The organism is Aliivibrio salmonicida LFI1238 (genome assembly GCF_000196495.1).
Taxonomy (GTDB): Bacteria; Pseudomonadota; Gammaproteobacteria; order Enterobacterales; family Vibrionaceae; genus Aliivibrio; species Aliivibrio salmonicida.
Genome location: NC_011313.1, coordinates 1,004,877 through 1,029,972 on the forward strand (window position 1 = coordinate 1,004,877; position 25,096 = coordinate 1,029,972).

23 protein-coding genes and 2 pseudogenes are annotated in these 25,096 nt (G+C 38.6%); 14 read left to right on the plus strand and 11 right to left on the minus strand.

From position 1 onward, the window contains the following. Nucleotides 1-68: 68 nt before the first annotated feature. Nucleotides 69-662 (plus strand): annotated as a pseudogene (gene malF / locus VSAL_RS20810) (maltose ABC transporter permease MalF); the annotation flags it as partial. A 23-nt stretch (nucleotides 663-685) separates the two neighbouring features. Further along, nucleotides 686-1,576 carry a maltose ABC transporter permease MalG gene (gene malG / locus VSAL_RS20815; protein ID WP_012552182.1) on the plus strand — a complete coding sequence of 297 codons (891 nt, stop codon included), beginning with the start codon at nucleotides 686-688 and terminating at the stop codon, nucleotides 1,574-1,576. Between the two features lie 215 nt (nucleotides 1,577-1,791). Here malG and VSAL_RS20820 read toward each other — a convergent pair whose 3' ends face one another. Together VSAL_RS20820 and VSAL_RS20825 are read right to left on the minus strand one after the other, a co-directional pair. Further along, a complete protein-coding gene (locus tag VSAL_RS20820; RefSeq protein ID WP_012552183.1) occupies nucleotides 1,792-2,760 on the minus strand; it encodes a sensor domain-containing diguanylate cyclase in 969 nt (322 codons plus the stop codon). Further along, nucleotides 2,757-3,740 (minus strand): response regulator, encoded by a 984-nt coding sequence (locus VSAL_RS20825; RefSeq protein ID WP_012552184.1) that lies wholly within the window; start codon nucleotides 3,738-3,740, stop codon nucleotides 2,757-2,759. Before VSAL_RS20825 ends, VSAL_RS20820 begins: the two co-directional genes overlap by 4 nt. 311 nt (nucleotides 3,741-4,051) lie before the next feature. Between VSAL_RS20825 and VSAL_RS20830 the strand changes: the two genes are divergently transcribed. From VSAL_RS20830 to VSAL_RS23085, 5 genes are all read left to right on the plus strand, one after another. Beyond that, nucleotides 4,052-5,245 (plus strand): acetate/propionate family kinase, encoded by a 1,194-nt coding sequence (locus tag VSAL_RS20830; RefSeq protein ID WP_044583605.1) that lies wholly within the window; start codon nucleotides 4,052-4,054, stop codon nucleotides 5,243-5,245. 388 nt (nucleotides 5,246-5,633) lie between these two features. Further along, nucleotides 5,634-7,610: a T6SS effector BTH_I2691 family protein gene (locus tag VSAL_RS23070; RefSeq protein WP_083799321.1), complete on the plus strand. Its 1,977-nt coding sequence runs from the start codon at nucleotides 5,634-5,636 to the stop codon at nucleotides 7,608-7,610. 6 nt (nucleotides 7,611-7,616) lie between these two features. Beyond that, a complete protein-coding gene (locus VSAL_RS23075; protein ID WP_083799322.1) occupies nucleotides 7,617-8,495 on the plus strand; it encodes a hypothetical protein in 879 nt (292 codons plus the stop codon). A 55-nt stretch (nucleotides 8,496-8,550) separates the two neighbouring features. Continuing rightward, a complete protein-coding gene (locus VSAL_RS23080) occupies nucleotides 8,551-8,874 on the plus strand; it encodes a hypothetical protein (protein ID WP_083799323.1) in 324 nt (107 codons plus the stop codon). A gap of 101 nt (nucleotides 8,875-8,975) precedes the next feature. Continuing rightward, nucleotides 8,976-9,982, plus strand: a protein-coding gene (locus tag VSAL_RS23085) for an IS630-like element ISVsa8 family transposase (protein WP_085941784.1) whose coding sequence is annotated in 2 segments (ribosomal slippage) — nucleotides 8,976-9,354 and nucleotides 9,354-9,982 — 1,008 coding nt in all. Because the reading frame shifts where the segments join, the coding sequence is not laid out codon by codon here. Between the two features lie 5 nt (nucleotides 9,983-9,987). On the opposite strand, the pseudogene malF (VSAL_RS20850) reads toward VSAL_RS23085, so the two are convergent. From malF (VSAL_RS20850) to VSAL_RS20885, 8 genes and pseudogenes are all read right to left on the minus strand, one after another. Next, nucleotides 9,988-10,935, minus strand: a pseudogene (malF, locus tag VSAL_RS20850) (maltose ABC transporter permease MalF); the annotation flags it as partial. A gap of 22 nt (nucleotides 10,936-10,957) precedes the next feature. Beyond that, nucleotides 10,958-12,445 carry an IS66-like element ISVsa2 family transposase gene (locus tag VSAL_RS20855; protein ID WP_012549818.1) on the minus strand — a complete coding sequence of 496 codons (1,488 nt, stop codon included), beginning with the start codon at nucleotides 12,443-12,445 and terminating at the stop codon, nucleotides 10,958-10,960. Nucleotides 12,446-12,516: 71 nt separating this feature from the next. Next, nucleotides 12,517-12,864, minus strand: a complete 348-nt coding sequence (gene tnpB / locus VSAL_RS20860) for an IS66 family insertion sequence element accessory protein TnpB (RefSeq protein ID WP_012548924.1) — start codon at nucleotides 12,862-12,864, stop codon at nucleotides 12,517-12,519. Then, nucleotides 12,861-13,175 (minus strand): IS66 family insertion sequence element accessory protein TnpA, encoded by a 315-nt coding sequence (gene tnpA / locus VSAL_RS20865; protein ID WP_012548925.1) that lies wholly within the window; start codon nucleotides 13,173-13,175, stop codon nucleotides 12,861-12,863. Before tnpA ends, tnpB begins: the two co-directional genes overlap by 4 nt. 77 nt (nucleotides 13,176-13,252) lie before the next feature. Next, complete coding sequence (locus VSAL_RS20870; RefSeq protein WP_044583606.1) at nucleotides 13,253-13,732, minus strand: cellulose biosynthesis cyclic di-GMP-binding regulatory protein BcsB; 480 nt, start codon at nucleotides 13,730-13,732, stop codon at nucleotides 13,253-13,255. After that, nucleotides 13,723-16,341, minus strand: coding sequence for a UDP-forming cellulose synthase catalytic subunit (gene bcsA, locus VSAL_RS20875; protein WP_012552186.1), 2,619 nt, complete (start codon nucleotides 16,339-16,341; stop codon nucleotides 13,723-13,725). The genes VSAL_RS20870 and bcsA overlap by 10 nt, the downstream gene beginning before the upstream one ends. A gap of 4 nt (nucleotides 16,342-16,345) precedes the next feature. Beyond that, nucleotides 16,346-17,116, minus strand: a complete 771-nt coding sequence (gene bcsQ / locus VSAL_RS20880) for a cellulose biosynthesis protein BcsQ (RefSeq protein ID WP_012552187.1) — start codon at nucleotides 17,114-17,116, stop codon at nucleotides 16,346-16,348. Continuing rightward, the gene (locus VSAL_RS20885; protein ID WP_012552188.1) at nucleotides 17,116-17,352 is read right to left on the minus strand and encodes a hypothetical protein; all 237 of its coding nucleotides are present in this window, start codon (nucleotides 17,350-17,352) and stop codon (nucleotides 17,116-17,118) included. The genes bcsQ and VSAL_RS20885 overlap by 1 nt, the downstream gene beginning before the upstream one ends. A 280-nt stretch (nucleotides 17,353-17,632) precedes the next feature. On the opposite strand from VSAL_RS20885, the gene bcsE reads away from it, so the two are divergent. Genes bcsE through bcsG form a run of 3 tightly spaced genes read left to right on the plus strand, consistent with a single transcriptional unit; the run spans nucleotide 17,633 to nucleotide 20,983 of the window. Then, the gene (gene bcsE, locus VSAL_RS20890; protein WP_012552189.1) at nucleotides 17,633-19,180 is read left to right on the plus strand and encodes a cellulose biosynthesis protein BcsE; all 1,548 of its coding nucleotides are present in this window, start codon (nucleotides 17,633-17,635) and stop codon (nucleotides 19,178-19,180) included. A gap of 4 nt (nucleotides 19,181-19,184) precedes the next feature. Further along, on the plus strand, nucleotides 19,185-19,361 hold the full coding sequence (locus tag VSAL_RS23695) for a hypothetical protein (RefSeq protein ID WP_012552190.1): 177 nt from the start codon (nucleotides 19,185-19,187) through the stop codon (nucleotides 19,359-19,361). Then, nucleotides 19,358-20,983 (plus strand): cellulose biosynthesis protein BcsG, encoded by a 1,626-nt coding sequence (gene bcsG, locus VSAL_RS20900; RefSeq protein ID WP_012552191.1) that lies wholly within the window; start codon nucleotides 19,358-19,360, stop codon nucleotides 20,981-20,983. Before VSAL_RS23695 ends, bcsG begins: the two co-directional genes overlap by 4 nt. Before the next feature lie 80 nt (nucleotides 20,984-21,063). Here bcsG and VSAL_RS20905 read toward each other — a convergent pair whose 3' ends face one another. Beyond that, complete coding sequence (locus VSAL_RS20905; RefSeq protein WP_012552192.1) at nucleotides 21,064-21,534, minus strand: YhcH/YjgK/YiaL family protein; 471 nt, start codon at nucleotides 21,532-21,534, stop codon at nucleotides 21,064-21,066. Nucleotides 21,535-21,808: 274 nt separating this feature from the next. Between VSAL_RS20905 and VSAL_RS20910 the strand changes: the two genes are divergently transcribed. From VSAL_RS20910 to VSAL_RS20925, 4 genes are all read left to right on the plus strand, one after another. Then, nucleotides 21,809-22,099 (plus strand): hypothetical protein, encoded by a 291-nt coding sequence (locus tag VSAL_RS20910; RefSeq protein WP_012552193.1) that lies wholly within the window; start codon nucleotides 21,809-21,811, stop codon nucleotides 22,097-22,099. 235 nt (nucleotides 22,100-22,334) lie between these two features. Beyond that, complete coding sequence (locus VSAL_RS20915) at nucleotides 22,335-23,345, plus strand: AraC family transcriptional regulator (protein WP_012552194.1); 1,011 nt, start codon at nucleotides 22,335-22,337, stop codon at nucleotides 23,343-23,345. A gap of 130 nt (nucleotides 23,346-23,475) precedes the next feature. Next, nucleotides 23,476-23,829, plus strand: coding sequence for an MFS transporter (locus VSAL_RS20920; RefSeq protein ID WP_012552195.1), 354 nt, complete (start codon nucleotides 23,476-23,478; stop codon nucleotides 23,827-23,829). After that, a complete protein-coding gene (locus tag VSAL_RS20925; protein WP_012552196.1) occupies nucleotides 23,822-25,045 on the plus strand; it encodes an HlyD family secretion protein in 1,224 nt (407 codons plus the stop codon). Before VSAL_RS20920 ends, VSAL_RS20925 begins: the two co-directional genes overlap by 8 nt. The last annotated feature ends 51 nt before the right edge of the window (nucleotides 25,046-25,096 follow it).

Here is a 25,096-nt window from a genome sequence, read left to right on the forward strand (position 1 = left end):
CCATATGGATATATGGATATATGGATATATGGTAAAGGCGAAATCTTCATTCTCGAAAACTTATCATTAACTACTTATTGATCCTTCCTTATGCGGTCCCAGCGTTTATTTCAATCTTGATATTCCGTGGTCTTTTTAACCAAAGTTTTGGTGAGATTAACATGCTGCTTGATAGTATGTTCGGGATTCAACCTAACTGGTTCTCTGACCCATTTACCGCCAAGGTCATGGTATTAATCGTGAACACATGGTTAGGATTTCCGTACATGATGATTTTATGTATGGGGCTATTAAAGTCTATCCCTGAAGATTTATACGAAGCTTCCGCTATCGATGGTGCGGGCCCGATTCAGAATTTCTTTTATATTACGGTACCTATGATGGTGAAGCCATTAACCCCATTATTAATCGCGGCATTTGCCTTTAACTTTAATAACTTCGTAATGATTGCGCTATTAACAAAAGGTGGCCCGAACATGATTGGTACAACAGAGCCCGCAGGCTATACCGATTTATTAGTGAGCTACACCTATCGAATTGCTTTTGAAGGCAGTGGTGGTCAAGACTTTGGTTTAGCCAGTGCAATTGCAACACTTATATTCTTATTGGTTGGTGGGTTAGCGCTATTGAACCTACGTTTCACTAAATTATCAAATAACTAATTATTTAATAAGGAGTCATTGTTATGCCAATGGTCCAAGGTAAAAACTTAAAATATCGTGTATGGGCAACGCATGTCGCTATGTGGATTTTCTTGGCGATGATTATTTTTCCATTACTTATGGTTATTACTATTTCATTTCGTGAAGGTAACTTTGCAACGGGAAGTATTATTCCAGAAAATCCTTCTCTAGAGCACTGGAAATTGGCACTAGGTATTGCCGTTGAGCACGCTGATGGCTCATCTACTCAACCGCCGTTTCCTGTATTAACGTGGTTGTGGAATTCAATAAAAATCGCAGGTATAAGTTCTATATTAATCGTTGCATTGTCGACAACCAGTGCTTATGCGTTCGCAAGACTACGTTTTAAAGGAAAAGAAACTATACTTAAAGGAATGATGATTTTTCAAATGTTCCCCGCGGTATTAGCCCTTGTCGCGTTGTATGCATTGTTTGATAAATTAGGGCAGTACATACCGTTTTTAGGGTTGAATACTCATGGAGGGCTTATTTTTGCTTATCTTGGTGGTATCGCGCTTCATGTTTGGACCATTAAGGGATACTTTGAAACGATTGATAATTCACTTGAAGAAGCAGCAGCATTAGATGGTGCAACACCATGGCAGGCATTCCGTTTGGTGCTATTGCCATTGTCGGTTCCAATCTTAGCTGTTGTATTTATTTTGTCATTTATTGGGGTAATAACGGAGGTTCCTGTAGCATCTTTACTACTTTCTGATGTAAACTCGTACACATTAGCAGTTGGCATGCAACAATATTTGTACCCTCAGAACTACTTATGGGGTGATTTTGCGGCCGCTGCAGTATTATCAGCATTACCTATTACATTGGTTTTCTTACTCGCGCAGAAGTTTCTCGTAGGTGGTTTGACAGCCGGTGGTGTAAAAGGATAACGATAATAATACGGACCCGTACATTTTTATGGGCAGGGTCCTTTGCGTAAAGAGCTTTATGATGGTTTGGTCGCCGATTGGTAAAGTGTTCAACGCAGTATTGGCATTACGCATAGCTGGGTAAGTGTTGCAGGATGCAACTTTACTTTTTGTAATGAGAGCCTGAGTTTATTTCTCAGGCTTTTTTCTGTCTGTAAGGTAGGTAAATCTGAGGGTTAGGCTAGGTCAGGATGATAAACCGTTGACCTATTTCGTCCATTTTCTTTTGAGTGATAAAGTGCTTTATCGGCCATTTCTAACCAAGATAAATAATCAGTATGTTCAGGAGCTAATTCACATACACCCAGGCTAACTTGGTAACTAACGTTTGCTTTTTCACAAACTACAACCGCTTTCTCTATGCGCTTGCGGAGCCTTTCTGTGAAATACAATGCTTGTTCTGCATTGGTACCTGGAAGAATAACGGTAAATTCCTCCCCTCCATAACGACCACAAATGTCGGTGTTACGTGATGTTTTTCGAAGTAGATCTGATGCGTTTCGGATGACGTCATCACCCACAGTGTGTCCATAAGTGTCATTTACTTGCTTGAAGTGATCGATGTCAAAAATGACGATTGATGATACGGCGCCAGACACTTGTGCCGTCTCAAATTCTTTCTTCAAACAAGACTCCCAATAAGCCCTATTAAATAGGTTTGTTAATCCATCTGTTTTACTTAGGTTAGAGAGTTGTTGATTTGACTCTTGTAAGTGAAGCTTGTTTTTGGCTATGTCTGTAACATCATTAATAACCAAACTGACGTGTGAAGCGAGTCCATTTAACGAAGTCAGTGGTGAGAAAGTAATGTTCTGACGCATTTCAGTCAAGCCGCTAGAGATAGGGGTAAAGTTTTTAAATTTGAATAAATAAGGACGGTCTTCCCAAGATGAAAAGCCTCTAGTTTTTAGACTAAAAGATGCATCTACTTTTTTTCTAAGCCAAGAGGCTGGCAAATCAGGAATGATGTCAAAAATAACGTGACCAAGAATCGAATCAGCAGTGACGCCACTGTAAGATTGCATAAAAGAATTCCAAGCGCATACTCGATATTCTTTATCTAATACGATTAAGCCAGCGTCTAAATCTCCAATGACTTGCATTGCCCAATGAAAGTCATTCATTGCTGTATTTTTCGTATTCATAATAGATGCTCCAAGACTGTTTTAATGGCATCTAAAGAGTCATTATCCATAAGAAAAATTACATCACACTTTAAATCTAAACTTTCGGCGGAATACACAAATTCGATAGTGAAAATATCCTTATCATAATCTTCTAAAAAAGAATGCTTATCTTTTAAGGCGACTTTTAAATGCTCAGTATCTAGCACGATTGGTTGTCTTAGAGAAATACTGATGTCTAGTTGTTTACTGAAAGATAGAAGGAAAGAAGAAACTAATACATTTGAGATATCAAGAATCGCTTCATTGGTTGTCGTCACTTCTGTTTCATTTGTTGTTGTAATTAATTCAGTTAAATCATTACCATGCAGACAAACTAATGCTTCTCCATTAATACCATTACCTACAAAACGTTGTGAAATAGCGCGATATTCAGAGTTATTAACAACATCTTGCAGTGCCATTCTTAATTCTGAATGATGTAAAGAGGCGACATTAGGTAAAGGCATATCAATAAAACGGTCAAATTGTTCAGAAATAAGAGAAGCACTGACTCCTAAAGCAATATTACTGATTTCTTGAATACTAGCGATCACATCGATAGCAGGTGTCACCGATGATAAATAGGGGGGTTTTACTAAAAAAGGAATACGGTATTCATAAAATAAACTCGAAATTTCCTCTTTTTTAAACGGCTTTTCAATAAAGCCTTTAGCGCCAAGATTAAAACACCGTTGCTTAGCTTTTTCTTGGATATCGCCAGAGACAATAATGATGTTTGTGTGGTGAGAATTAACAGGGAGGGCACTCAGAACTTCAAAACCGTCCATTACTGGCATTGTAAGGTCAAGAAAAAGTACATCAATAGAATGTTGACTTAATATTTGTAATCCTTCCTTTCCATTTTCAGCATAGAAAATCTCTATATTAGGAGAAGGATCAATGTTGCTAGCAAGCGCTTTACGGGCAATGGTTGAGTCATCGCAAATCAGAATTTTCATTATTATAATATTTGATTAATCACAGGCAGTACACCATCCTAATTTATATGGGCAGCAAATCAACTTTTATCCTGCTTTTGCTCATTTAACTACGATCTGCTTAACATTAACTTTGTAAATTATTATCGAGAATAAGGTTTCCATAGATAAAAAATACGTTTTAAAAAATTGATCTAAGACATGTTATTCATAAAAATTCACATTAGGCGCAAAACAAAAGTTGAATCATTAAAAAATAGTTGAATAATGGTACTAGTTACAAAAGGGCACGAATATACGTGCAACCTACGATTTATAAAAAGAGAATAATGATGAACAACGAATACGTATTAGTTATCAATTCAGGCAGCTCTTCACTTAAGTTTGCTATTATTGACTCCGTTTCTGGCGATGCAGTATTAAGTGGCCTTGGTGAATGCTTCGGTCTTGAAGATGCTCGTATGAGCTGGAAGTATCAGGGAGAGAAAACAGAGATAGCCATTGAAGGCGAAGAAAACCATCATAAGATTGCGGTTGGCAAATTGGTAGGTTTAACAGAAAAATTTGGTTTTACCGATGGTATCGTTGCTATCGGTCATCGTATTGTTCATGGTGGTGAGAAATTCACAGAAACAGTACGCATTAATGAAGAAGTAACAAAAGAAATTGAAAGTTTATCTGATTTAGCACCTCTTCATAACCCAGCAGGTGCGATTGGTATTCGTGCGGCGATTGAAGCTTTCCCAAGTCTTCCTCAATTCGCAGTCTTTGATACGGCTTTCCATCAAACAATGCCAAAGCGCGCATACACAGGTGCTATTGCTAAAGAGCTTTACACTGATTTTGGTGTACGTCGTTACGGTTTCCACGGCACAAGCCATTACTACGTTAGCCGTGAAGCAGCAAAAATGCTGAATAAACCAGTAGAAGAATTAAGTGTTATTTCTGTACACCTAGGTAATGGCGCATCAGTATGTGCAATTAAAGATGGTAACAGTGTAGATACAAGCATGGGCTTTACCCCGCTTTCTGGTTTAATGATGGGAACGCGTTGTGGTGATTTAGACCCAGGTATTATTGAATATTTATTGAAGAAAGGTTGGTCACAAGATCAAGTATTTAATTCTCTAAATAAGAATTCAGGTTTCTTAGGTGTATCTGGCCTAACAAGTGATGCTCGCGGTATTCTTGAGGCAATGGAAGAAGGCCACGAAGGCGCAACTCTTGCTTTCCAAGTATTTACTTACCGAGTAGCAAAATACGTGGCGTCATACCTAGCGGCTTTAGATTCACTTGACGGCATTATCTTTACGGGTGGTATTGGTGAAAATGCGTTACCAATTCGTCGTGAAATTTTAAACAACCTTAAAATTCTAGGGTTTGTGGAAGATCAAAAAGGCAATGAAGCTGCTCGCTTTGGCAGTGCAGGAATCATCGCTAAATCAGAAATGCTAAACGCAGTAGCGATGGTGATTCCAACCAATGAAGAATTCGTTATTGCTCAGCAGTCGGTTGAGCTTCTGTAATTTCTTCTAAAATATAGAATATTGAAAAGCGAGCTATGATGGCTCGCTTTTTTTGTTTTTTCGTTTTGTTATGGCATATAAATACAAAGGAAATACTTGCTGATAATTAATCTTTACTCTTGCATCTTATTGATTTTATTATTGATAACTCCTATCCAATCTTATAAATGAAAATTAATCATTTTCCTACAATGTCTTTCATTTAAATGTGACTCCTCTCGGGCCTATTTTATTTTTAGACCTAAAAATGTGTAATTTTATTGTGTCTTATTTCTCACCTATATAGAGTTTTCACATCTCGATTTTACAAGAAATCTTACTTGTTGGTTTTTTGTAAGCAACCACCAGTCAGAGTAAATGCTAAATACATTATAAGGAAGAGTATTAAATGAGTACTGCCAGCAAAGCTGCTATGTGCGCATCAACCCGTGACGCAAAAAGTCCTGCTGGCTTGTGCCCCTTTCAGCGTAGTGATATCGGTATTATTCCCGTTCGTTATGCCTTGGACGATATGAATGAGCAAGGGCTACAGATGCACCCATTCCCAGCCTCTGACCCACAATGGAAAGGTCGATTTACGTCTAAGCAGCGTCGGTATACGTTAAGACAACTCCGTGATGGTTGGTTGTATGTGTATGATGAAACAGATACAACGTTTCATGAATATCAAATTGAAGGGTATGAGTTTACTAAAATTGATTGGTCAAGCGATGAAGCCGATAAGCCCGCTAATGAACGAGGTAGCAAAGGTGAAACGAAGAGTTGCTTAGTGTACCCTGCAAAGAATACGATCTATATGGCATTTGCCCATCAACGTTGGACATGGCGATTGTGTGAGCATATGCGCTCCCATGAAACTAATCGCTCATTATGGATGCGTAAGATTAATTTAAAACAATTTAAATCGACTTTAGCTCACCCTCATGCAGGACTTTCTTCTAAGCTTGGTCACTATGCAGCAGATATTGGAGTAAATGGTGCTCCAACAGGGATTTTTGATTCGACTTGCACACCATTAACTTCAACTGAAGCTCAAACTCAAACCGACAGCTTTAAACATGTAGCAGATAAGCCAGGGTGTTGGGATGTCGATTATCGAGTCGATTTACCAGCTCAAGATTGTGGGATGTTTATTGCGCTTGATGATCCTTTAGCGGATGTATCCGATTTATTCTTACCACTTGCAGAAGAAATCACACTACGCAGTGCAATACACAAAGATGAAGATAATATCCATAAACTGCAAATGGCTGAAATTACACGTAATCTTGGTCGAGTAAGGTTAAAGCCTGAGGAGTTACCTGAGCAAATTAACGATGATCCAATGAAGGTATTGGAATTTGAACGCCAGTTAACCGAATATCTAGCCATTCAATCTCTGGCAGATAAAGAGTCTGCTGCTTTTGATTCAAACCCAAGCATTGGCAATACCCCATTTACCCCACTTCAAGAAGAAGCGTTAGAGAAACACTCTGAACTAAAAGAGAAGTACGATTTTACGCCCAGTGATGAGCAGAAAACCGCTTGGGAAAAGAATACTCTCTTCAGTGATGAGGTTAATTGGAATGAATTAGATGAGTTTCTTACTCAACATTACACCCAACTTAAAGATCAAGATAAGCGTATTGCCATGCTCTATCAAGATTTTATGGAGGCGTTTGAGCTGCTGGGAACTGATCCATTAGTCATTGGTATTGATAATCAAGATGAAGCCCACCTCACTTATTTATTAAGTTTAATTAGCCAATATTTACAGGTAATAAAACAAGCGGTTAATACCGAGAAGGAGCTCGCCACCCTAGAAACCGCACTTTCCCTTGACTCCCCAAAAACACTATTTGGATTAGCATCATTAGGTTTTTCAAACGACAATTTACAAGCGCTTAATGATCATGTGGAAGAGCTGAGTAATCACCTTCTTTCTATGGATAGTACAGGTGATATGGGGGCATTATCGGGAGCGATAGCGAGTTGGGGAGGTTTTACTGATGATATTCGAATTCAAGATAATAAATGGTTTAAAGCATTAGCTGAGCCTGTACAGTTAAGTTTCATTGCTCTGCAAAATGCGGTGATAGGCCAAGCTAAAGAGAGTTGGCGAGGGATCGCGAATTTACTGTTTTCACATCAAATGAACACAGCAACAACACCTCAGGGGGTGATCAGTAATTTAAGGTTGGTCATATTAGAAGCGTTGGTTAACCCCGAGGCAATTGTGATACATAACCCAGATTATCCTGCACACTTTGCCGCGTGGCAGCGAAAGATGAATGCAGAAATGATGATCATTCGTCAAATTAGTCAGCTACCATCAGGGCAACCGACACCGAAAAACCATCAAATACAAACCATGCGCAGCGCTTAACAAAGAATGCAAAAGTTATTGAGTAGTGAACTTCCTGTGATGGTGATGCTCAAGTATGAAGGCGTCAATAATGCCGCTAAGCAAATGCTCAATGAAGCAATAGAGCGCAGTTGGCAGCAAGGCAAACAATCCACTCAAGCAGCTTGGAATAAAATGGGCAAGATGGGTGGGATTGTCGCCATCCTTAACCTTTGGAATACGGCTGCAGTGCTTCAAAATATCCATCATAAAGCAGCGCAACATCCAGAGAGTGATTTATGGACCGACCCTGCTGTTAGAGAAGCAACCTATGCGACGAGTTATGCGGTATCAGCTGTCACAGCAATGTGGAGAGATGTAGCCTGGGGCAAGATGGCGACTAACCAATCTTTGCTTTCAGAGTCACTGAAAATAGCATTGCGAAGTAATACTCATTCATACGAACTTAGACAAAGTTTAGCAACCTTTGCCAAAACAACCGCTGCGGTATCTTTATTTGGCTTAATCGCGACAGGATTAGAGACGTGGGAGAGCCATGATAAATTTAAAGATACGAGTCATTCACCAATGGAGCGGTTTGGGTATGGGCTGAAAGGGGCATCTACTGCAGCCCAACTGTTTGTATTTTCTATGCAATTTAGGTCAAACATTTATAGTTTAATAGGTCGAACTAGTATTAGTTCTATTATTGCTCCTTGGATGCTGACCACATTTATGGTTAGTTCAATTCTCTTATTTATCTCAATTATAATTATCAATGCTTTTAAGCGTACCGAACTAGAAAAGTGGTTATTGCATTCCACATGGGGGAAAGATGCAAAAGATTGGGAAGTCGTTGATGAGTTGACCCGATTGGAGCAGATTATTCATAAGCCTCAACAAAGTATTTTCTGGCTCTCCTTCTAAAGCAATATACGGTTCCGTTGCGGGGCAACAATGGCAATTAGAGATATCTTTGTCCATGCACACAAAAGGTAAGTCCATTGGTTTACAAGTTACGCGCACGCCAGTGCAAAATAATTACAGTTATGTGGCTTCTTCACCAAAACCTGCGGTGTTTGTAAACGAACAAAATGGTATTTGGAGTAAAGATGGAACGGGAAACCCTGTCTATCGTTTAGATTTAGGTGGTACAACCAAAGATAGTATTACGGCCTTCATTAGCTTACCTTTTAACTGGCAAGCATCAGATCATGATCAGTTAGGCTATATCGCTTCAGGTAATAGTCAAGGTGAGCTTGTTATATTGCCAGCAAGGAAAGATAACGTTATTCGCACTAAGTAGTTAATGATAAGTTTTCGAGAATGAAGATTTCGCCTTTACCATATATCCATATATCCATATGGTATTAAAATGAGTATTTTAACGTCAGTGTCTATATCATAATGAAAGCAGTTAATCCTTTAACAGACAATGAAAAAATAACCCTAAAAGAAGCGATCGCTAATCATCCAAAAAATAGAGTAAGAATACGAGCACATGCGATTATTCTCAGTGATAAAGGCTACTCTATTTTAGCGTTAACTGATATTTTAGACGCTAAATTTGAGACCATATCGTCATGGATAGACCATTGGGAAGCCTGTGGAATGCTCGGATTGTATGACGCTGTTCGTATAGGTAGAAAACCTATTTACACAGAAGCAGAAGTATATCGTTTGAAGTCATTGGTTGATGAAGAGCCACATCAACTTAAACGAGCACAAGCAATACTTGAAGAAGAAACAGGTAAAAAATCCAGCTTAGACACTATTAAACGAAATATAAAAAAAGTGATTACAGTTACAAAAGAGCCCGACACTCATTAAAGTTAAAGCGTGACGATATGAAATTCAATAATTTCAGTAATATATTGAATTCATTGATTGAAATGGAACGTACGAATAAATGTGAACTCTTTTATTTTGATGAGTCAGGCTTTAGTCAGAAATCTAATCTTCCTTATTGTTGGGGACCTATCGGTGTTCAATCGCTAAGGCCTGCTCATTCACACAGCAAACGGCTCAATGTTCTTGGCTTCTTAAGTAGACAAGGTAAATTGAGTTTTCAAACAACGGAAGGAAGAGTAACTACCGATACAGTAATTGATGCATTTGAGCACTTTATCAACGCACGAAAAAACGATAAGCCATGCTTTATTATCTTAGATAATGCCTCTTTTCATAGGTCAGCAAAATTTAAACAAAAATTGCATGAGTGGTTGATGAATGATGTATTAGTTTGTTATCTACCACCGTACTCTCCAGAGCTCAATATCATTGAGATATTGTGGAAGAAAGTAAAATATGAATGGTTACCATGTGAAGCGTTCAAAACGTTTGAAGACCTCAGTATTAACATCAAAAACATATTAAATTATTACGGCGAAAAATTCACAATAACTTTTGCGTGACTACTTAGTAAACGATATACCGCTCTGCCTTTTAGCGCTTCCCATTGAACAACAGACGCTAATATTAAACCTATCGCTAAAGTAAATACGATGGTCAATGTTGCAAACAGAACCGTCCAGATAAAGATACTGATAAACGGTTCTTTAATGCCATCGTCTTTCCAAATACGTTCAAAGTTTGCTGTCCCAATATTAACAACAAAACCAGGTGAAATAGGATCACCTACGTACTCGCCGTTATCATTAATTTCTTGATAAAAACCAATTTCATGATTCGCTTTGAAATACTGTTCTGTTTTATTGTTAAACAGTGTTTCACCGTCTTCTTGTAAAGTAAATAAAGGTCCAACCGCTGCAAATTTACGCAAGCCACTCATTTTAATTTGCTCACCAGAAGGCAGTGATAATGAGATTAAATTAAGGTAAGGACGCTTAGCAATAATCTGTTTAATCTTTGCTTTTTTGCCCCGAATAGACTCAACTGGTGCCAAAGCCAGAGTTCTATCTGCATCTTGGTTTAGGTCAAATGACTCTGTTGCCAATAATTGCCCTGCATCTTTTATCGTTAACGCATAACCGTTACCTTGATCCATTAAAGTAAAAGGATAACTTTTTCCACTTTGGAATGTTTTGCTTAAATGCACCGCCTGAGAACGCTCTAGAGAAAGCTGATTTGTCGCACTGTAATTGGTAAACGCAAGCCCAATAGTGTACATCAAAGGGAAAATAATAAAGAGAATCATCCCTGCGATACCAGGGTAAGTATAACGATAAGCGTATGTTTTTTTACTTCCAAATACGTAAACGGCAAGAGATGTTAATACTAACGTTAACATTGCGAATGCAGTTTCGCCACGAGAGTACATAAGTACGCAAACATAACCATTAATCGCAGCGATGGCTGAAAGCAATCCCCACTTAGCCATTAATTTATAGTTTGTTTGCGAAGCAATTGTTGTGTAAGCGTGCGGGGAACTACACCTTGTCTTTTACATTCCAAGGTAAAAGTGAATCGATATCTGGCGATCCAACACATAAACGATCTAGACAATACCTAATATAATCGTAAGGGATTAATCCGTTTGCCTTTGCTGTTTCTACAATGCTGTAAAGCATTGCACTTGAATCTGCACCAGCCGTTGAACCCGAAAATAACCAGTTTTTCCGGCCGATAACAAACGGTTTAACCGCTCGCTCTGCTCGATTGTTATCAATAGATAACAATCCATCATCAATATAACGAACTAATTTATCCCATTGATTTAATGTATAGCTAATCGCCTCACCTAATTTTGTTTTAGGTGATACTCGACTAACTGCGCTATCAAGCCAATCACGGAGCTCTTTAAGTAAATCGCGGGCTTCTGTCTGCCTAGCAACATACTTGGCTTCAGGGGAAGCCTCTTTTAATAACGATTCGATCCGGTATAGCTTTTGGATTTTACTCAATACCCAATCTGCACTCCCTGTTTTCCCTTTTACTTGAACACGTTGAGCCTCAATAAATCGTCGACGTGCGTGTGCCCAACAGCCAACTAAAATCGCTTCAGTTTGTTCATAACCTTGGTAACCATCGGTATGTAAATACCCGTTATAACCTTTTAAAAAGTTAACTGGATGGTAGCCATGCCTGCTAGATTGATAATCATAAAGTACAATTCCAGGCAAAACACCAGAGCCTGGAGAATCATAGCCAGAGCAGTAGACCCACATATAACATTTTGCTTTTTCAACATCCAACACATTTACCGTTGTTTCATCACAATGCAGAGTGGGTTGTTCAAGCAAAATACGATGTAACTCGTTATTAAGAGGGGTAAATAGTACCGAGCATTTTATTAACCAATCCGCCATCGTTCGCCGTCCAATAATGATACCCCATTGCTGAAATAACGTTTCTTGACGATAAAGTGGAAGACTGTATTGAAATTTAGCCGTAATAATTTGAGCAAGTAAACTTGCGGTCGCAATCCCTTTAGGGATTGGTGACGCTGGCATTGGGGCTTGTTTAATGTCTACTGAAGTATTGTTTTTTTCACAATTTCGGCAAGCATATTTAGGACGAACATGTTGAATAACTTCCACTTTAGCTGGTACAAATTCCAACTTTTCACTGATGTCTTTACCCATCGCATGCATCTCTAGACCGCAACACTTACAAGTTTTATCTTTTATGTCGTGGATAATAACAGTACGCGGTAAGTCTTCAGGTAAGCGTTGGCGTTTTGGCTTTTGACGAGTGTAGGTAATCGTTTGTGTGTCATCATTTTCAATGATGATTTCTTCTTCTGTTTCATTGAATAAATCAAATTGAGTCGAGTCAGATTCACTGCTTTTACCAAAGCGCTGATGTTGAGCCAGTCGAAATTGCTCTAGAAGACGGTTATATTTATTTTCAAGCTGAAGCACAAGTGCTTTCAGCTCGTCAATGGTATCAGGAAGTGGTTTTATTTTATCAATCATGTAGATGACTATATAACGATAATACAGGTAATCAATCGGTTGCCTCCTATTCTTGACTGAGAATCAACTATTTAAAGGGTTGTTTGATAATGTACCGGTTGATGTCCTAAGATATCAAAACCTTGTAATAGCAGTGTCAGTTGCTGCTCTGATAATGCTAACGTATCGTTATTTATATTTCGTGGCCATTTGAAGCGGTCTTCATCTAATCGCTTGTACCATAAAGCGAATCCTGTTTTATCCCAATACAATATTTTGAGTTTATCACGAGGCTTATTGCAAAATATAAATAGAGCATCACTAAACGGTGATAGTTGCATTTCTTGCTCAACAATCACGACAAGGCCATTAATGGCCTTGCGAAAATCGACAAAATCACGATGAAGATAAATGGTGGAAACATCAGTAAATACATTCATGATTGATACCCTTTTAATAAGAGTCCTATCCAGTGAGGTTCAGTATTAGCTGGCAATGTTAATCGCAATTTTCCGATAGAAAGTTGAATATCTGGTAATTGTGGAGTGGCGATGATAGTTGATGTTAACGCTTCTACTTTCAAGAAAGTAGAAGCGTTAATCTTTTGTTTCCATCGTGCTTTACGTGCACTAAATGTCTTTGGCAGAATATTATGGTTACGACAAAATTCAGCGGCACTAAGCTTGCTAGATTGCTGAGATTCAAATAGAGCGTGCCATTGCTCTGGTGTTCTCTTTTTATCTTTTTGCATAATTACGTTCTCGTTAAATGAAAGATCGTAAGATACGCATAATGAATTTTATTTGTTAGGTGTAGTTCCCCGCACGCTTACGATGCATTACCCACTAACTCAAATTTAAGTTGGTTATAATCGGTAAATAAACGAGGGTCTAAGTTCAAATCAATCGCAGACGATTTTCCTTGCATCCCATTATTGATGGCCACAACACCAGCCAGCTCGTTATTAAAATACACCTTAATATGAGAAACCAACGACAATAATGCGGGCGATGGGGTTAATTCAAAATGCAGTGACGCCTGTGAAACCACTTCATCTAAACGAGAACCAAAGCCAATATACGCGGTACTTTCGCTGCCTTTTAATTGAATCGATTGCCCATAACCAAGATCGTTAAAACTGAATGTCTTCTTGGTAATGGTTGGCGATACCATTGCGGTCACCATTTCGCCATTCATTGCTTGTGCCGAACGGTTCTCGTTTGCCATAGAAGGCGTCGTCGCACTCGTATTCAAACTGACCAAGCCTATCGCCATTGCTATGACGTTTATTTTAGTTTTCATCCACATAATTTTGCACTCTGAAGGTTGACTTTTTTTGGTTTAAACGTGAGCAAAAATTCACTTATTATTGTTATAAATTGAGCGATAACTCTCACCCCTTTAGGGCTGTAAGCGATTGTATTTCTGTAGCCTTTTGCACCAATTTTAAATACGCTAAGCATACTCATTAAAGGCTTGTCGCTTTGGTAACTGTTTTGCCATTTCGTCCATACATCGGCACGTGCAAACGTACATTGCACGTAATCAATATTCTGTTGTTTTGTAAATGGTTCGAGTTGCAAACCTAATGCCCTACCTCTGCTGTAAGTCACTTTTGCAGGGAAAACAAAATGATGTTCTCCTCGTTGTAAAATAATGTCTAACTTGTGCCCATAGAACAGCTCAACGGACGTTGGCAACTCCACTCTCAAACCACCCAATGAGAAATCTTTAATATCACAACGTACTTTGTGTCCTGACGGTAAATGAATCGACATGGGTATGTTCACCACCACACGATGATCCTTCCTCACTTGTTTTGATTCTTCAGCCACCGCTACCGCACCGCCAAGAATAAGTAAGTTGTAAAATACCCACAGTAAATTCACGACCACACTGCCGAGTTCATCGTCTGGACCCCATCCTAAACGGTACAAACCAAAACCAATGCCAAGAACATTGAGAATAACCAATAGCCAATAAGGCTTAGAGATCGTCCAATCGTAATGAGTATTTTCAATTAGCCCCCCTTTTGCGGTCACGTTAAATGTTCCTTTATGAGGAGCAAATAAAGCCACGGTAGTGGGTCTTGCGATGTACCAAGACAATACGGTTTCATACACTTCGCCCCAGAATGAATAACGATACTCTCCCTGCATACGGGAGTTCGTCATACTGGCGTGAACCATGTGGGGCAATACATACAAAATAATCGCAAGGGCAGGCGCATAGATGATGTAAGTATGTAAAAGCAAAAATACGAGAGGAGAAAGCAAGAAGATGATCCGAGGGATCCCCGATAAAAAGTGCAACATCGCATTGACATAACATAAGCGTTGTTGCCATTTTAACCCTTTACCTAATAATGGATTATCCACACGAAATATTTGAGCCATGCCTCGTGCCCAACGAATACGTTGACCGATATGAGCCGATAACGTTTCGGTTGCAAGCCCCGCAGACAATGGCTTTCTTAAATACGCAGAACGATAACCTAAACGGTGCATTCTTAACGACGTATGTGCATCTTCTGTTACCGTTTCAACCGCGATACAACCGACTTCTTCTAATGGTTCACGACGTAATACGGCACACGACCCACAGAAAAATGACGCATCCCATAAATCATTACCGTCTTGAATTAAGCCATAAAACAAACTGCCTTCATTCGGTACATCCCCAAAATTAGATAAGTTTCTCTCAAATGGATCCGGAGAGAAAAAATGGTGAGGCGTTTGAATCAACCCCAATTTTTCATCGTTTAAAAACCAGCCCATCGTCATTTGAAAAAAAGCACGAGTCGGTATGTGGTCACAATCAAAAATGGCAACGTATTCACTTGAAGTCTGTTTTAATGCGTAATTAATATTACCGGCTTTCGCGTGCTCATTGGTTGGTCGACGGATATACCCCACCCCAATTTCTTCAGCAAATTCTTTAAATGACTCTCTTTTACCATCATCTAAAATGAAGATATTCAGTTTTTCTTTCGGCCAATCAATGCCTAATGCCGAATAAACCGTGGCTCTAACCACATCAAGATCTTCGTTATATGTTGGGATCATCATATCAATCGTTGGCCACGTTGATTGGTCCGTAGGCAATGACACCGGCTGACGATTTAACGGCCAAATATTTTGAAAATACCCAAGAATAAGAACGATCCACGCGTAGGTTTCAGCCATTAACAGCACACAGCCTAAAAACAGAGCAAAGGGATCATCCCAGTTTAAAGAAGACGTATAGCGCCACCATATATAACGACAAGACACGGTTACCGATAAGGTAATTAATAAGATGGTAGGAAAACGACCTGGCATGCGTCTAAACATCATACCCAGTGACCATAAGGCAACCAGAAAGAACGCTTGAGCCGTTAAGCTAAAAGGAATGGTGAAACACAATATCGCAAGAACACAAACAACAAAACCAATGGCGACATTTAAAACACGAGTTGATAACGACGGCTTTTTTAATCTCTTTTCTTTAGAGACAATCGCATGGCGGCTTGAATAACTCTCTAACCAACTCACAACAAACGTCAATCCTTTGAGTGGCAAATAGAAGAGACGTCCTATTTGTTTCCACACCATACTGATCCCTTGTGTAAGAGAAATGGTTCCCGTCAATTTTTTAGGTTCTGTGATTAAAAACCACACCGTCTGAATGGACATACGCAAAGGATCAAAAAGTTTGATGTGTGAAAAATCAATTTGCGGGTATAAAAAGTGAGGTAGCTTCCAGCTGTCTATTCCTGCTATTTTTGATTTTAAAAAGCAAAAACACACCACAAACCACACAGACAGAATAAGCTGACTCGCATAAGAAGGCGCTTTATCTTGAGTATAGAAATGCAACTGTTTACGAAATTGACTCATAAATATGGGTTGGAAAAACAGAGATAGCCAGCCAAACATAGTGTTATATACCTTCCATGGTTTTCGCGGAAAAATGAGTTAGAAGCCAAAACGCAAGTTCATTAAACCCCTGAGATATCTGACTGTGTGGCGCATAATCGATCACATTACTTAATTGCGAACAGGCATCAGGAATGGACGTATCGTGATGCAATAACATGGGTAAACACTGCTCAGCAACTTCTTGTTTAAATACCAAAGAAAGATCAACACTGTTCTCACTAAGCGGCTGATAACCATTAATTAAGAAGTAAGGATGATGACGTTGATTGAAGCATTGGAAAAAAGCACTTTGCTGAGAGTAAGTATAATTTTGAATATCGGCATTAATCACACACAGCACCATATCGGCACTATCAAGCAACGCGGTATAGCGATGGTTAAGCTCATTAACACTTGGCAATAAAATCAACTGCCATTCATCCGCAACCTCAGGTTGACTCGGAAAAACATCAAGCAAACCATGAGGTAACTCAGCCAATCTTTGTGTCACGCTATCAATTTCATCCACCGTTAATGCCCCATAAGGAACAAAAGGCAGTTCACCGCTACTTATATAAGCGGCATTTTTCCATGACTCTCCAGAAAGCCATCTCTTCGCCCATCCATCAGTGGTCGATAAATCTAACGCAAAATGCAGACGCATTAAATTTTCAGGACGCATATCAATGACATGAGCACATTGTTCAAGTGCCACTACCGATTGAATTAAATTTGCCGCGACGGTTGTTGCACCACCACCACCACGTAGACCCGTGATAATTATTCTTTTCATTACGCTGACACTTTATTATTAATAGAATTATCATTAAAATCTGGAGTTAAATAATTTTTATTGTTTTGAATTTTATTATTTTTTCCAATATGACTCTTGGACAGTAACTCTAATGCATTCCATGATTTTTTTATTTCTCTATAACGTTCTTCTTCACTTAACTCATTGTATGAACGCTCTTTTGTATCAAAGGCTGAAAATAAAACCGTTATATCCTGACTAAAGGGCTTAGCCATAAAGTAGTATCCTTGATTAGTGATGTAATAGCATTTAACGAACAATTAATTCTATTACATTAACGTACGAATATAATACTCACTAAACGTCTCACATATGAGATTTGAATATAAATAGATAGACTTATAAATTTAAGATTAAATACATATTAAAAAAAAGAATATAAACTAATTTTCTCAACACAAAATATGACATTATATTAGTACAAAATTGTATTTATTTTGTTATAAAATTATCTTAGCAATATATTATACTACGATGTAATCTGAGTGAGCAATCATGATAACAAACAACTACCCACTTGAAAATAAAGATAAAAAACTAAAATCAAGTGTCTATACAACTACATTTAGCACTAGGGCGCCTATCTTAAATCATGTATCAACGTTAATAAAAAAAGAAAATACTCATACATTTATATGTGCATCCTCACTCAATTCATTCACAAGCTCGCTGAAAGAGTCTGACGTATTCACTTTTAAACATAATTTAAATACAGATTGTACAAACATATTTTTCAATAAGAATAAAGACTCTAATTCACTGAATCATGTATATAACGATATAAAAGAATTACATATAAAAAAGAATACGTCAGTCATAATCATTATTCCCGACAGCATATTAGCAACAAATTTGAAACATAAGGACGTTGTGTTTTTTGAACAACTGAAACAATTCGCTATAGACAAAAAACTCACTATCAATTTATTAATATATGGCCGAGACATTCATTTAATAAAAAAACTACTTAGTCAACGCCCTGATTTATGTGTCGGTTATTCAACCTTACAAAACATAGACAAAAACACCTATTTGTATCACGTTTATTATTGGGGATTGGACTCCGGAATGAAAAGCGAGAGTGAAACTTACCTTACCCTCAGTGATAAAAATTCACTCGTTGTACAGTCAAAAATAAATACAGATCAACCAACAACGCTTCTTAATATAGATGATGAGAGTGCCATTTATATTTCAAAAACAGCCATTGAGAACAATCAAAAAATAGCCGACACCATGATATGTTCTCCAACAAATGAAGAGTTAGATCGACACTTAAGTGGCGTGTCTCGAGCAACTATCGTATTTAGCTGTTCAAAACAAGACGAAGTTCGCCAGTTAGGAGTCAGGATCTATCTGTTACGTAAACGCTTTGGCCAAAATATAAAAATTATCGTAAGAGAAATGCATTCCTGCTTACGCTATTCCGATGAGATGTACTTACTTCAATCTGGCATCAACCTTATTGTTCACTTTGGGACTCGATTCTCAAGCATGCTTAGCTCCATTGAGATCTTACGCGGCCAAGTATTGACTCGCCCACTTCCAAGTACGACAGAAGAGCTGCTTAATTTCAGTTTTCAAACCACAGAAATAAAAGGCTACATTAACAATGACGCTTTTATAAGCTATACTAGAGAGCTTCTTAAGCACTTCGATGTGGCTCAAACTGAATTTGCATTGATTAAATTAGAGATCCTTCCCAATATTAACCCTCACTCTTATTTGAGCATGTGCAACATACAAAGAGAGGGAGATGTAATGACCTTATGCCACGATGCCATTTACCTTTTCTTGCAAGGGGTACGCATGAGTGATCTCCCTATCGCATTACACAATATTTTCACATTACCAATTCGGGATATTTTCTCAAGTCAAACCAGTTTTACCACATCAGGAAGAGTGGAGCATGAATTGCCGAATATACTTGAACACAGCGTCAGTATTGATGAAGAGTTAACTCCCACCGATAGCCCCCCTTACACCTCGTCGGCTTCATCAGCACAACTTATTCTTGCGCAGCATAAACCGCTGGAGTTTTAACACGATGAATATTGAAGACTTTATACTCACCGCTCTGTTCAGCGGTCTTTCTGGTTTACTTATTGGCTATTTTTTACGAGATATCGCGACCGCAGTATGGCGCTTATATACCACGTACATCCGAAAGCCAAAACACTTAGTTAAATATCACTTTGAAGATAATGGAAGTTCAGATAAATGAAAACAAACGCATCGCACCCCCCTATTTATGGCCTTGGCTGGTGGAATATTTATTTCATCATTAAGATAGGCTTGTTTTCACAAGACATTATCAGCTTTCACCCGCTAGAGAACTTCGCACTCGTTGCTTTTTTACTTATTCCATTAACCCCTAAAGCACTAAAGGTAATGCGCCAATGCATCGCGATTCCTGCTGGATTATGGTTGCTGCACTTTGACTCTTTCCTCCCCCCTTTAGATCGCTTATGGAGCCAGATGGGGCAGCTATTGCAGTTTAATCTCAGCTACCTTATCGAGTTATCGGGTCGTTTTATCTCTACACAGGCATTACTTGGTTTCTTTGTATTACTCTTTGCGTACTACTTTTTAAATCAAGTGTTCCGCATCTCTGTCTTTGTGGTTCTTGCTCTAATTTATATGAGCCTTCCTCAACATTTTTTTGCTGAACAACAAGAAATCCCTCTTGCCGCTCAGCAACCGGTCATTACACAAACAACAACACCTTCTCTATCCAACAACGATGAAAGTGGCCCTGTGAATGACGCCGTATTAAACCAAGCCAAAGAGCTATTCTTTAAAAATGAAGCGCAACGTAAAGTGACGTTTCCAACCACGGCACCTTCCGCTAAGTTTGATCTTCTTTTCTTAAGTATTTGTTCTGTCGCTTGGGATGACATTGAAATTGCCGGATTAGAGAATCACCCTCTGTTTAAAGAGTTTGATGTGATGTTTGATAACTTCAGTGCTGCAACCTCTTACAGTGGCCCAGCCGTTATTCGTTTATTGAGAGCCAGTTGTGGACAAGAAACACACCAAGAGCTATTTTCTCCACCATCCTCTAAGCAATGCTTCTTATTTGATGATCTTGCAAAACTAGGTTACCAAGAAAACCTAGTGTTAAACCACGATGGTAAATTTGATGATTTTTTAGGGTTGCTTGAAGAAGATGGTGATTTAAAAGCCCCATTAATGTCACAAGCAGGATTAGTTCAATATCAATCCGCGTTCGATGGCTCGCCAATATACCGAGATAAAGATGTCCTTAATCGCTGGTTAGGAGAACGAGAAAACGCAGAAGATGGATCGACGGTGGCACTTTATAACACCATTTCATTGCATGATGGTAATCGTATTATCAAAGCCAGTGGCAAAGTCGGATTAGTGAGCTACAAACTTCGATTGAAAAACCTACTTGATGATTTATACGGTTTCTTCCAAACGCTTAAAGCCTCAAAGCGAAATGTAGTTGTTATGCTTGTACCAGAACATGGTGCGGGGATGCGTGGTGATAAAATGCAAATAGCAGGCATGCGTGAAATTCCATCATCAGCGATTGTTCACACACCAGTAGGAATGAAGATCTTTGGCGAGAACATTACTCGCACAGGAGAGACGGTTCACATTAATGCGGCATCGAGTTATCTCGCCGTATCAACATTGGTGAGTCGAATTTTAGAGCAGAATATTTACAGCAAGACAACGTTTGATCCAAAAGCCTTAACTCAAGGACTACCAAAAACAAAAATGGTGGCGCAGAACTCTGGCACAACAGTAATGGAATACAACAACAAACCTTACGTGTCTCTTGATGGCACAACATGGTCTGAATACCCAACAAGGTAAACCATTAAAAAAGCCCATGCTCTCAATACTTTTCAGTGGATACATGGGCTTTTTTTATTGCTGTTTTTTAATGTAATTAACTACACCAACAGCGCACTATTCACTTTAATAATCAGCTTCTTCACCGCCGCAGGTTTATCATCAACGGCCACTAATGGTCGATGCGGTTGCTTAGGATTAAAGACAATAAACTCTCCCGCCGTTAATGTGACAAATTGTTCATCTTGAACATCATTGCTAAAAGCGATGTCTTTCTCTGCAAGATAGTCATCTTCAATCGACAGTAACGGATAGTTACTGTATCCAAAGGTTTCTGTGCCTTCTAATATCAATTGTACATCAAGGTATTTGTGATGAATTTCAGAGCGACGTTTTTCTCTTAACTCGGTTTTATCATCGACAATAAAATAGACTGACTCATCATAAGGCAATGGATAATTACCTGTTTCAACCTTCTCTGCCGTCTTCGCTTTCACGTATTGAATAATTTCAATAATAACAGGATGCAACGCTGTACCTTGAATATCGTCATTCCACTTTCCTTTAAACACGGTAACCCCCTAATATACTGAAAAATAACTAATTTATCTGTCTCAATGTTGTCTACATTTTGCTACTCTCTTCCTTTAATGTCTATGATCTATTCCATTTATCCCTCACTTATTTACCCGTAATTTCTCATCTCACACGGCATTCTTACCCTGATTAATATTCAGATGCCCATTCATCACCAATCTATTTGTTATACATTCACTATTAAGAAATAAACGCAAGATAACATTAATTATTCATATGGATGTGTTTAGCTGACAATAAGGGTTAACCATGAAATCGAGCAAACTGACATTCTTAGATAGAAAAATAATTACGTTACTTCAGGCAAGGGGGTTTATTAAAAACGAAGCGCTCAATTTATTGTCTTGTGAAGTCTATAATTTAAGCTACCGAGATCGCTCACAGATCCGAGAAGAACGTAAGCATTTTGGCGAGAAACACTTGGATAAAACCATCCACAATATCATTGATATAAAAAGAGAAAATTACCTTTTAGCCTTGCTGAAACAAACCAATAATGTCATTGCAGGACAAACAGTAAATGAATGGCTTGCTTGTTAATTCATTTACTCCAAGGATTTAGGGTATTAATTAATTTTTAATAACGACTCAACTAGCCCAAGATGAGCCCTAAATATTAGGCCTATTTTTTAATTAAATAGGCTTTTTTCATAGTAAAAAAAAGAGAATCCCCTTCTAAATCAGTCTTTGATCATTCATCAACTCCAATCCCCTCTAGTTTCAAGCTTAATCCTTCTTTATAATCCTCTTTATTTGTTCGAGAAATAAGACAGTTATGGCAAAACAAAACGCAATTTACCTCGTTCGAGTGCATACAGCAAAAATGCTGATTGACCACGCGATGAAGCATTATGGCTTAGCCGTCACTGATTTTAATATGCCACCGAGTTTATTTAACTACGAACTGAAATTAATGCCACTTCGAGATCTTGAAACCTTACTGTGTAAGATAGAAAATTTAACTCAAGATCCGGCCTACACCGCTAAATTAACTCAGTCAAACAGCCTGAAACAGTTTGGTCCTTTTGTGCAATTATTAGCAAGCTCAACCAATTTAGGTATGGCAATAAAATGCATGAACACCATTCATAATGCACTGCAATCGGGAGTTCAAGTAAACATGCTGTTGAGCGGTTCGATCGTTAAATGGCGAATATTAACACCGACTCTTCTCCCTCAAGCTCGCATCCATGAAAGCATTTTGGCGGCGGGCTCTTTCTTACGTTTACTCAAACTGTTTCATGGAGACGATTACCAACCTATTGCTATTCATCTAGCAGGAACCCCAATAGGAAAACACGGTGAAATTGAAGCCATTTTTAATTGCCCTATTACATGGAACAGCCCAAATACTCAAGTTTGGTTTCCAGTAAAAGACATTACTTGTCCACGACGTTTCACACTACCAACACCGCAAGTAAAAGCCTTTACGGTAGAACAAGCAATGAGTTATATGCTTATTCCTCAACCTCAAGACCTTATAAAAGTGGTTTTTGAGCTCACAAAATACGCTCTTTTCTTTGGTTACCCAACACTTGAGTTCGTTGCCGATAAAGTCGGTATGAAACCACTCACTCTACAACGTCGATTACAAGAGCAAAGCATTTCGTTTACCAATGTTGTTCAGCACAGCGTATGCGATGAAGCCATTACATTAATGACCTCGCCACTTAGCATGGAAGAAATATCACAACGGGTTGGTTATAAAAATGTTGCTTCATTTTCAGTCGCGTTTAAACGACTCTATGGAGTCACTCCTCAGCATTACCGCAAAGAAAACCTTTAACGGTTAAGTTCAATAAAAATTTTAATACATCATTTATAAACAATTATTGATATAAACAAACACAAACCATCGTGTCTTCACATAATAAAACACATGCTGTGCGTTCATTATTATTTGAGGTTAGTCATTTATGAGTTTAGTCAGTATGCCTTTTGTTGGATCAGGTCAGGATCTGGGGCTACATGTTATTGCAAGCGTCGTCATGCTAGGAAGCATCATCGCTCTCGCTTATGGTTTCTGGAAACTTCATGAATTACCAATCAATAAAGCACACAGTAAACAACATCAACAAATAGGGTTAATTACCGCTCTCACCTGGATAGGTTTTGTCTGGCATTGGGTCTGGGTATTAGCCGTAATTTGTGCGTTTGTTGATGCAGAAAAAGCCTTAATCAAAATCCGAGATATTTGGCGTCAACCAACAACACCGGTGACTAAAAACGCCGAGACTCAATCCACTCAAGAGGAGAGCCATAATGCTTGAGGGATTAGCCGTATGGGCACTGTTTATTTATTTGCTTCGAATGATAGGTATGCCTTGGAATAAATTCACACAAGGTTTTGCTTACATTGGCGGCGGATCTTGGTTGTTGTTTGTATGGGCTGGTTTATTAAACTATACGCCAATGGATTTATCTGGTGGTTCCGTCGTCCAATCTCCTCACATTCAATTACGACCGGCAAGTACCCAGATTAAAGGCACAGTCAAAACCATTTATATCAAACCAAATCAAGAAGTGAAGAAAGGTCAATTGGTGTATGAACTGGATGACGAGCTTTATCAAATCGCGCTTAATAAGGCGAATGTGTCACAAGAAGCCAGTGAAGTCGGTCTTGATGTAGCCAAACAAAATGTAAAACTCGCACACCAAGCAATTTCAGCATCTGAGAGTGACATTGTCGTAAGTCAAAAACAAATCGAATCTAAAAACCAAGATTTAAAATACAAACAAATCACGCTAAAACGCTACGTAGACCAAAATCGTAAAGTAAAAAATACGATTACACAAAGCGCATTAGATGAACAAGGCACGTTAGTTTCTATCGGTGAAATCGATGTTGCTAGTGCCGTTGCTCAATTAGACAAAGCAAAATTAGCAAACGAAAAAGCGATTTTGGATTTAGACAATGCAAAATTCGGTGTAAAAGCCAAAGAAAGTGAATTGGCTAATGCGAAAGAAAACGTCACTCAAGCACAATGGAATTTAGACAATACGAAGATCTACGCGCCTGCTGATGGCTATGTGACCAACTTCATTCTTCGTGAAGGGCAATATGTCGGTACTGTTCCTCGTATGCAAATGTACACAAATGAAAAATATGTATTGATGCGAGTTAACCACCAAGCTATTCGTAATGTCAAAGTGGGTCGCCCTGCTGAATTTTCAAGTGCGGTTTACCCTGGTAAAGTATTCATCGCGGAAGTAGAAGGTATTATCGAAGCGACAGGAGAAGCACAAGCTAATTTACTTGGTCGTGAAACCAATGTTCGTCAAACCACAGGATTAAACGTCAATAACAAGCACCATTTTGTTCGTTTGAAACTTGAAGAAGGCGAAGGTTATGATATTCCTGTTGGGTCGGTTGGCTTAGCGTGGATCTCTGGAGAAAAACCCGTTGGCTTTATGGCTTTCTTAGATGTTATTCGAGGTATTATTATTCGAATGAAATCACAAATTTACTTCTTCTATTCTTTGTAAATTTCTCCCCTTTATGCTTTGTGGTTTATCTCTCTAAAATCACGAGGCTTT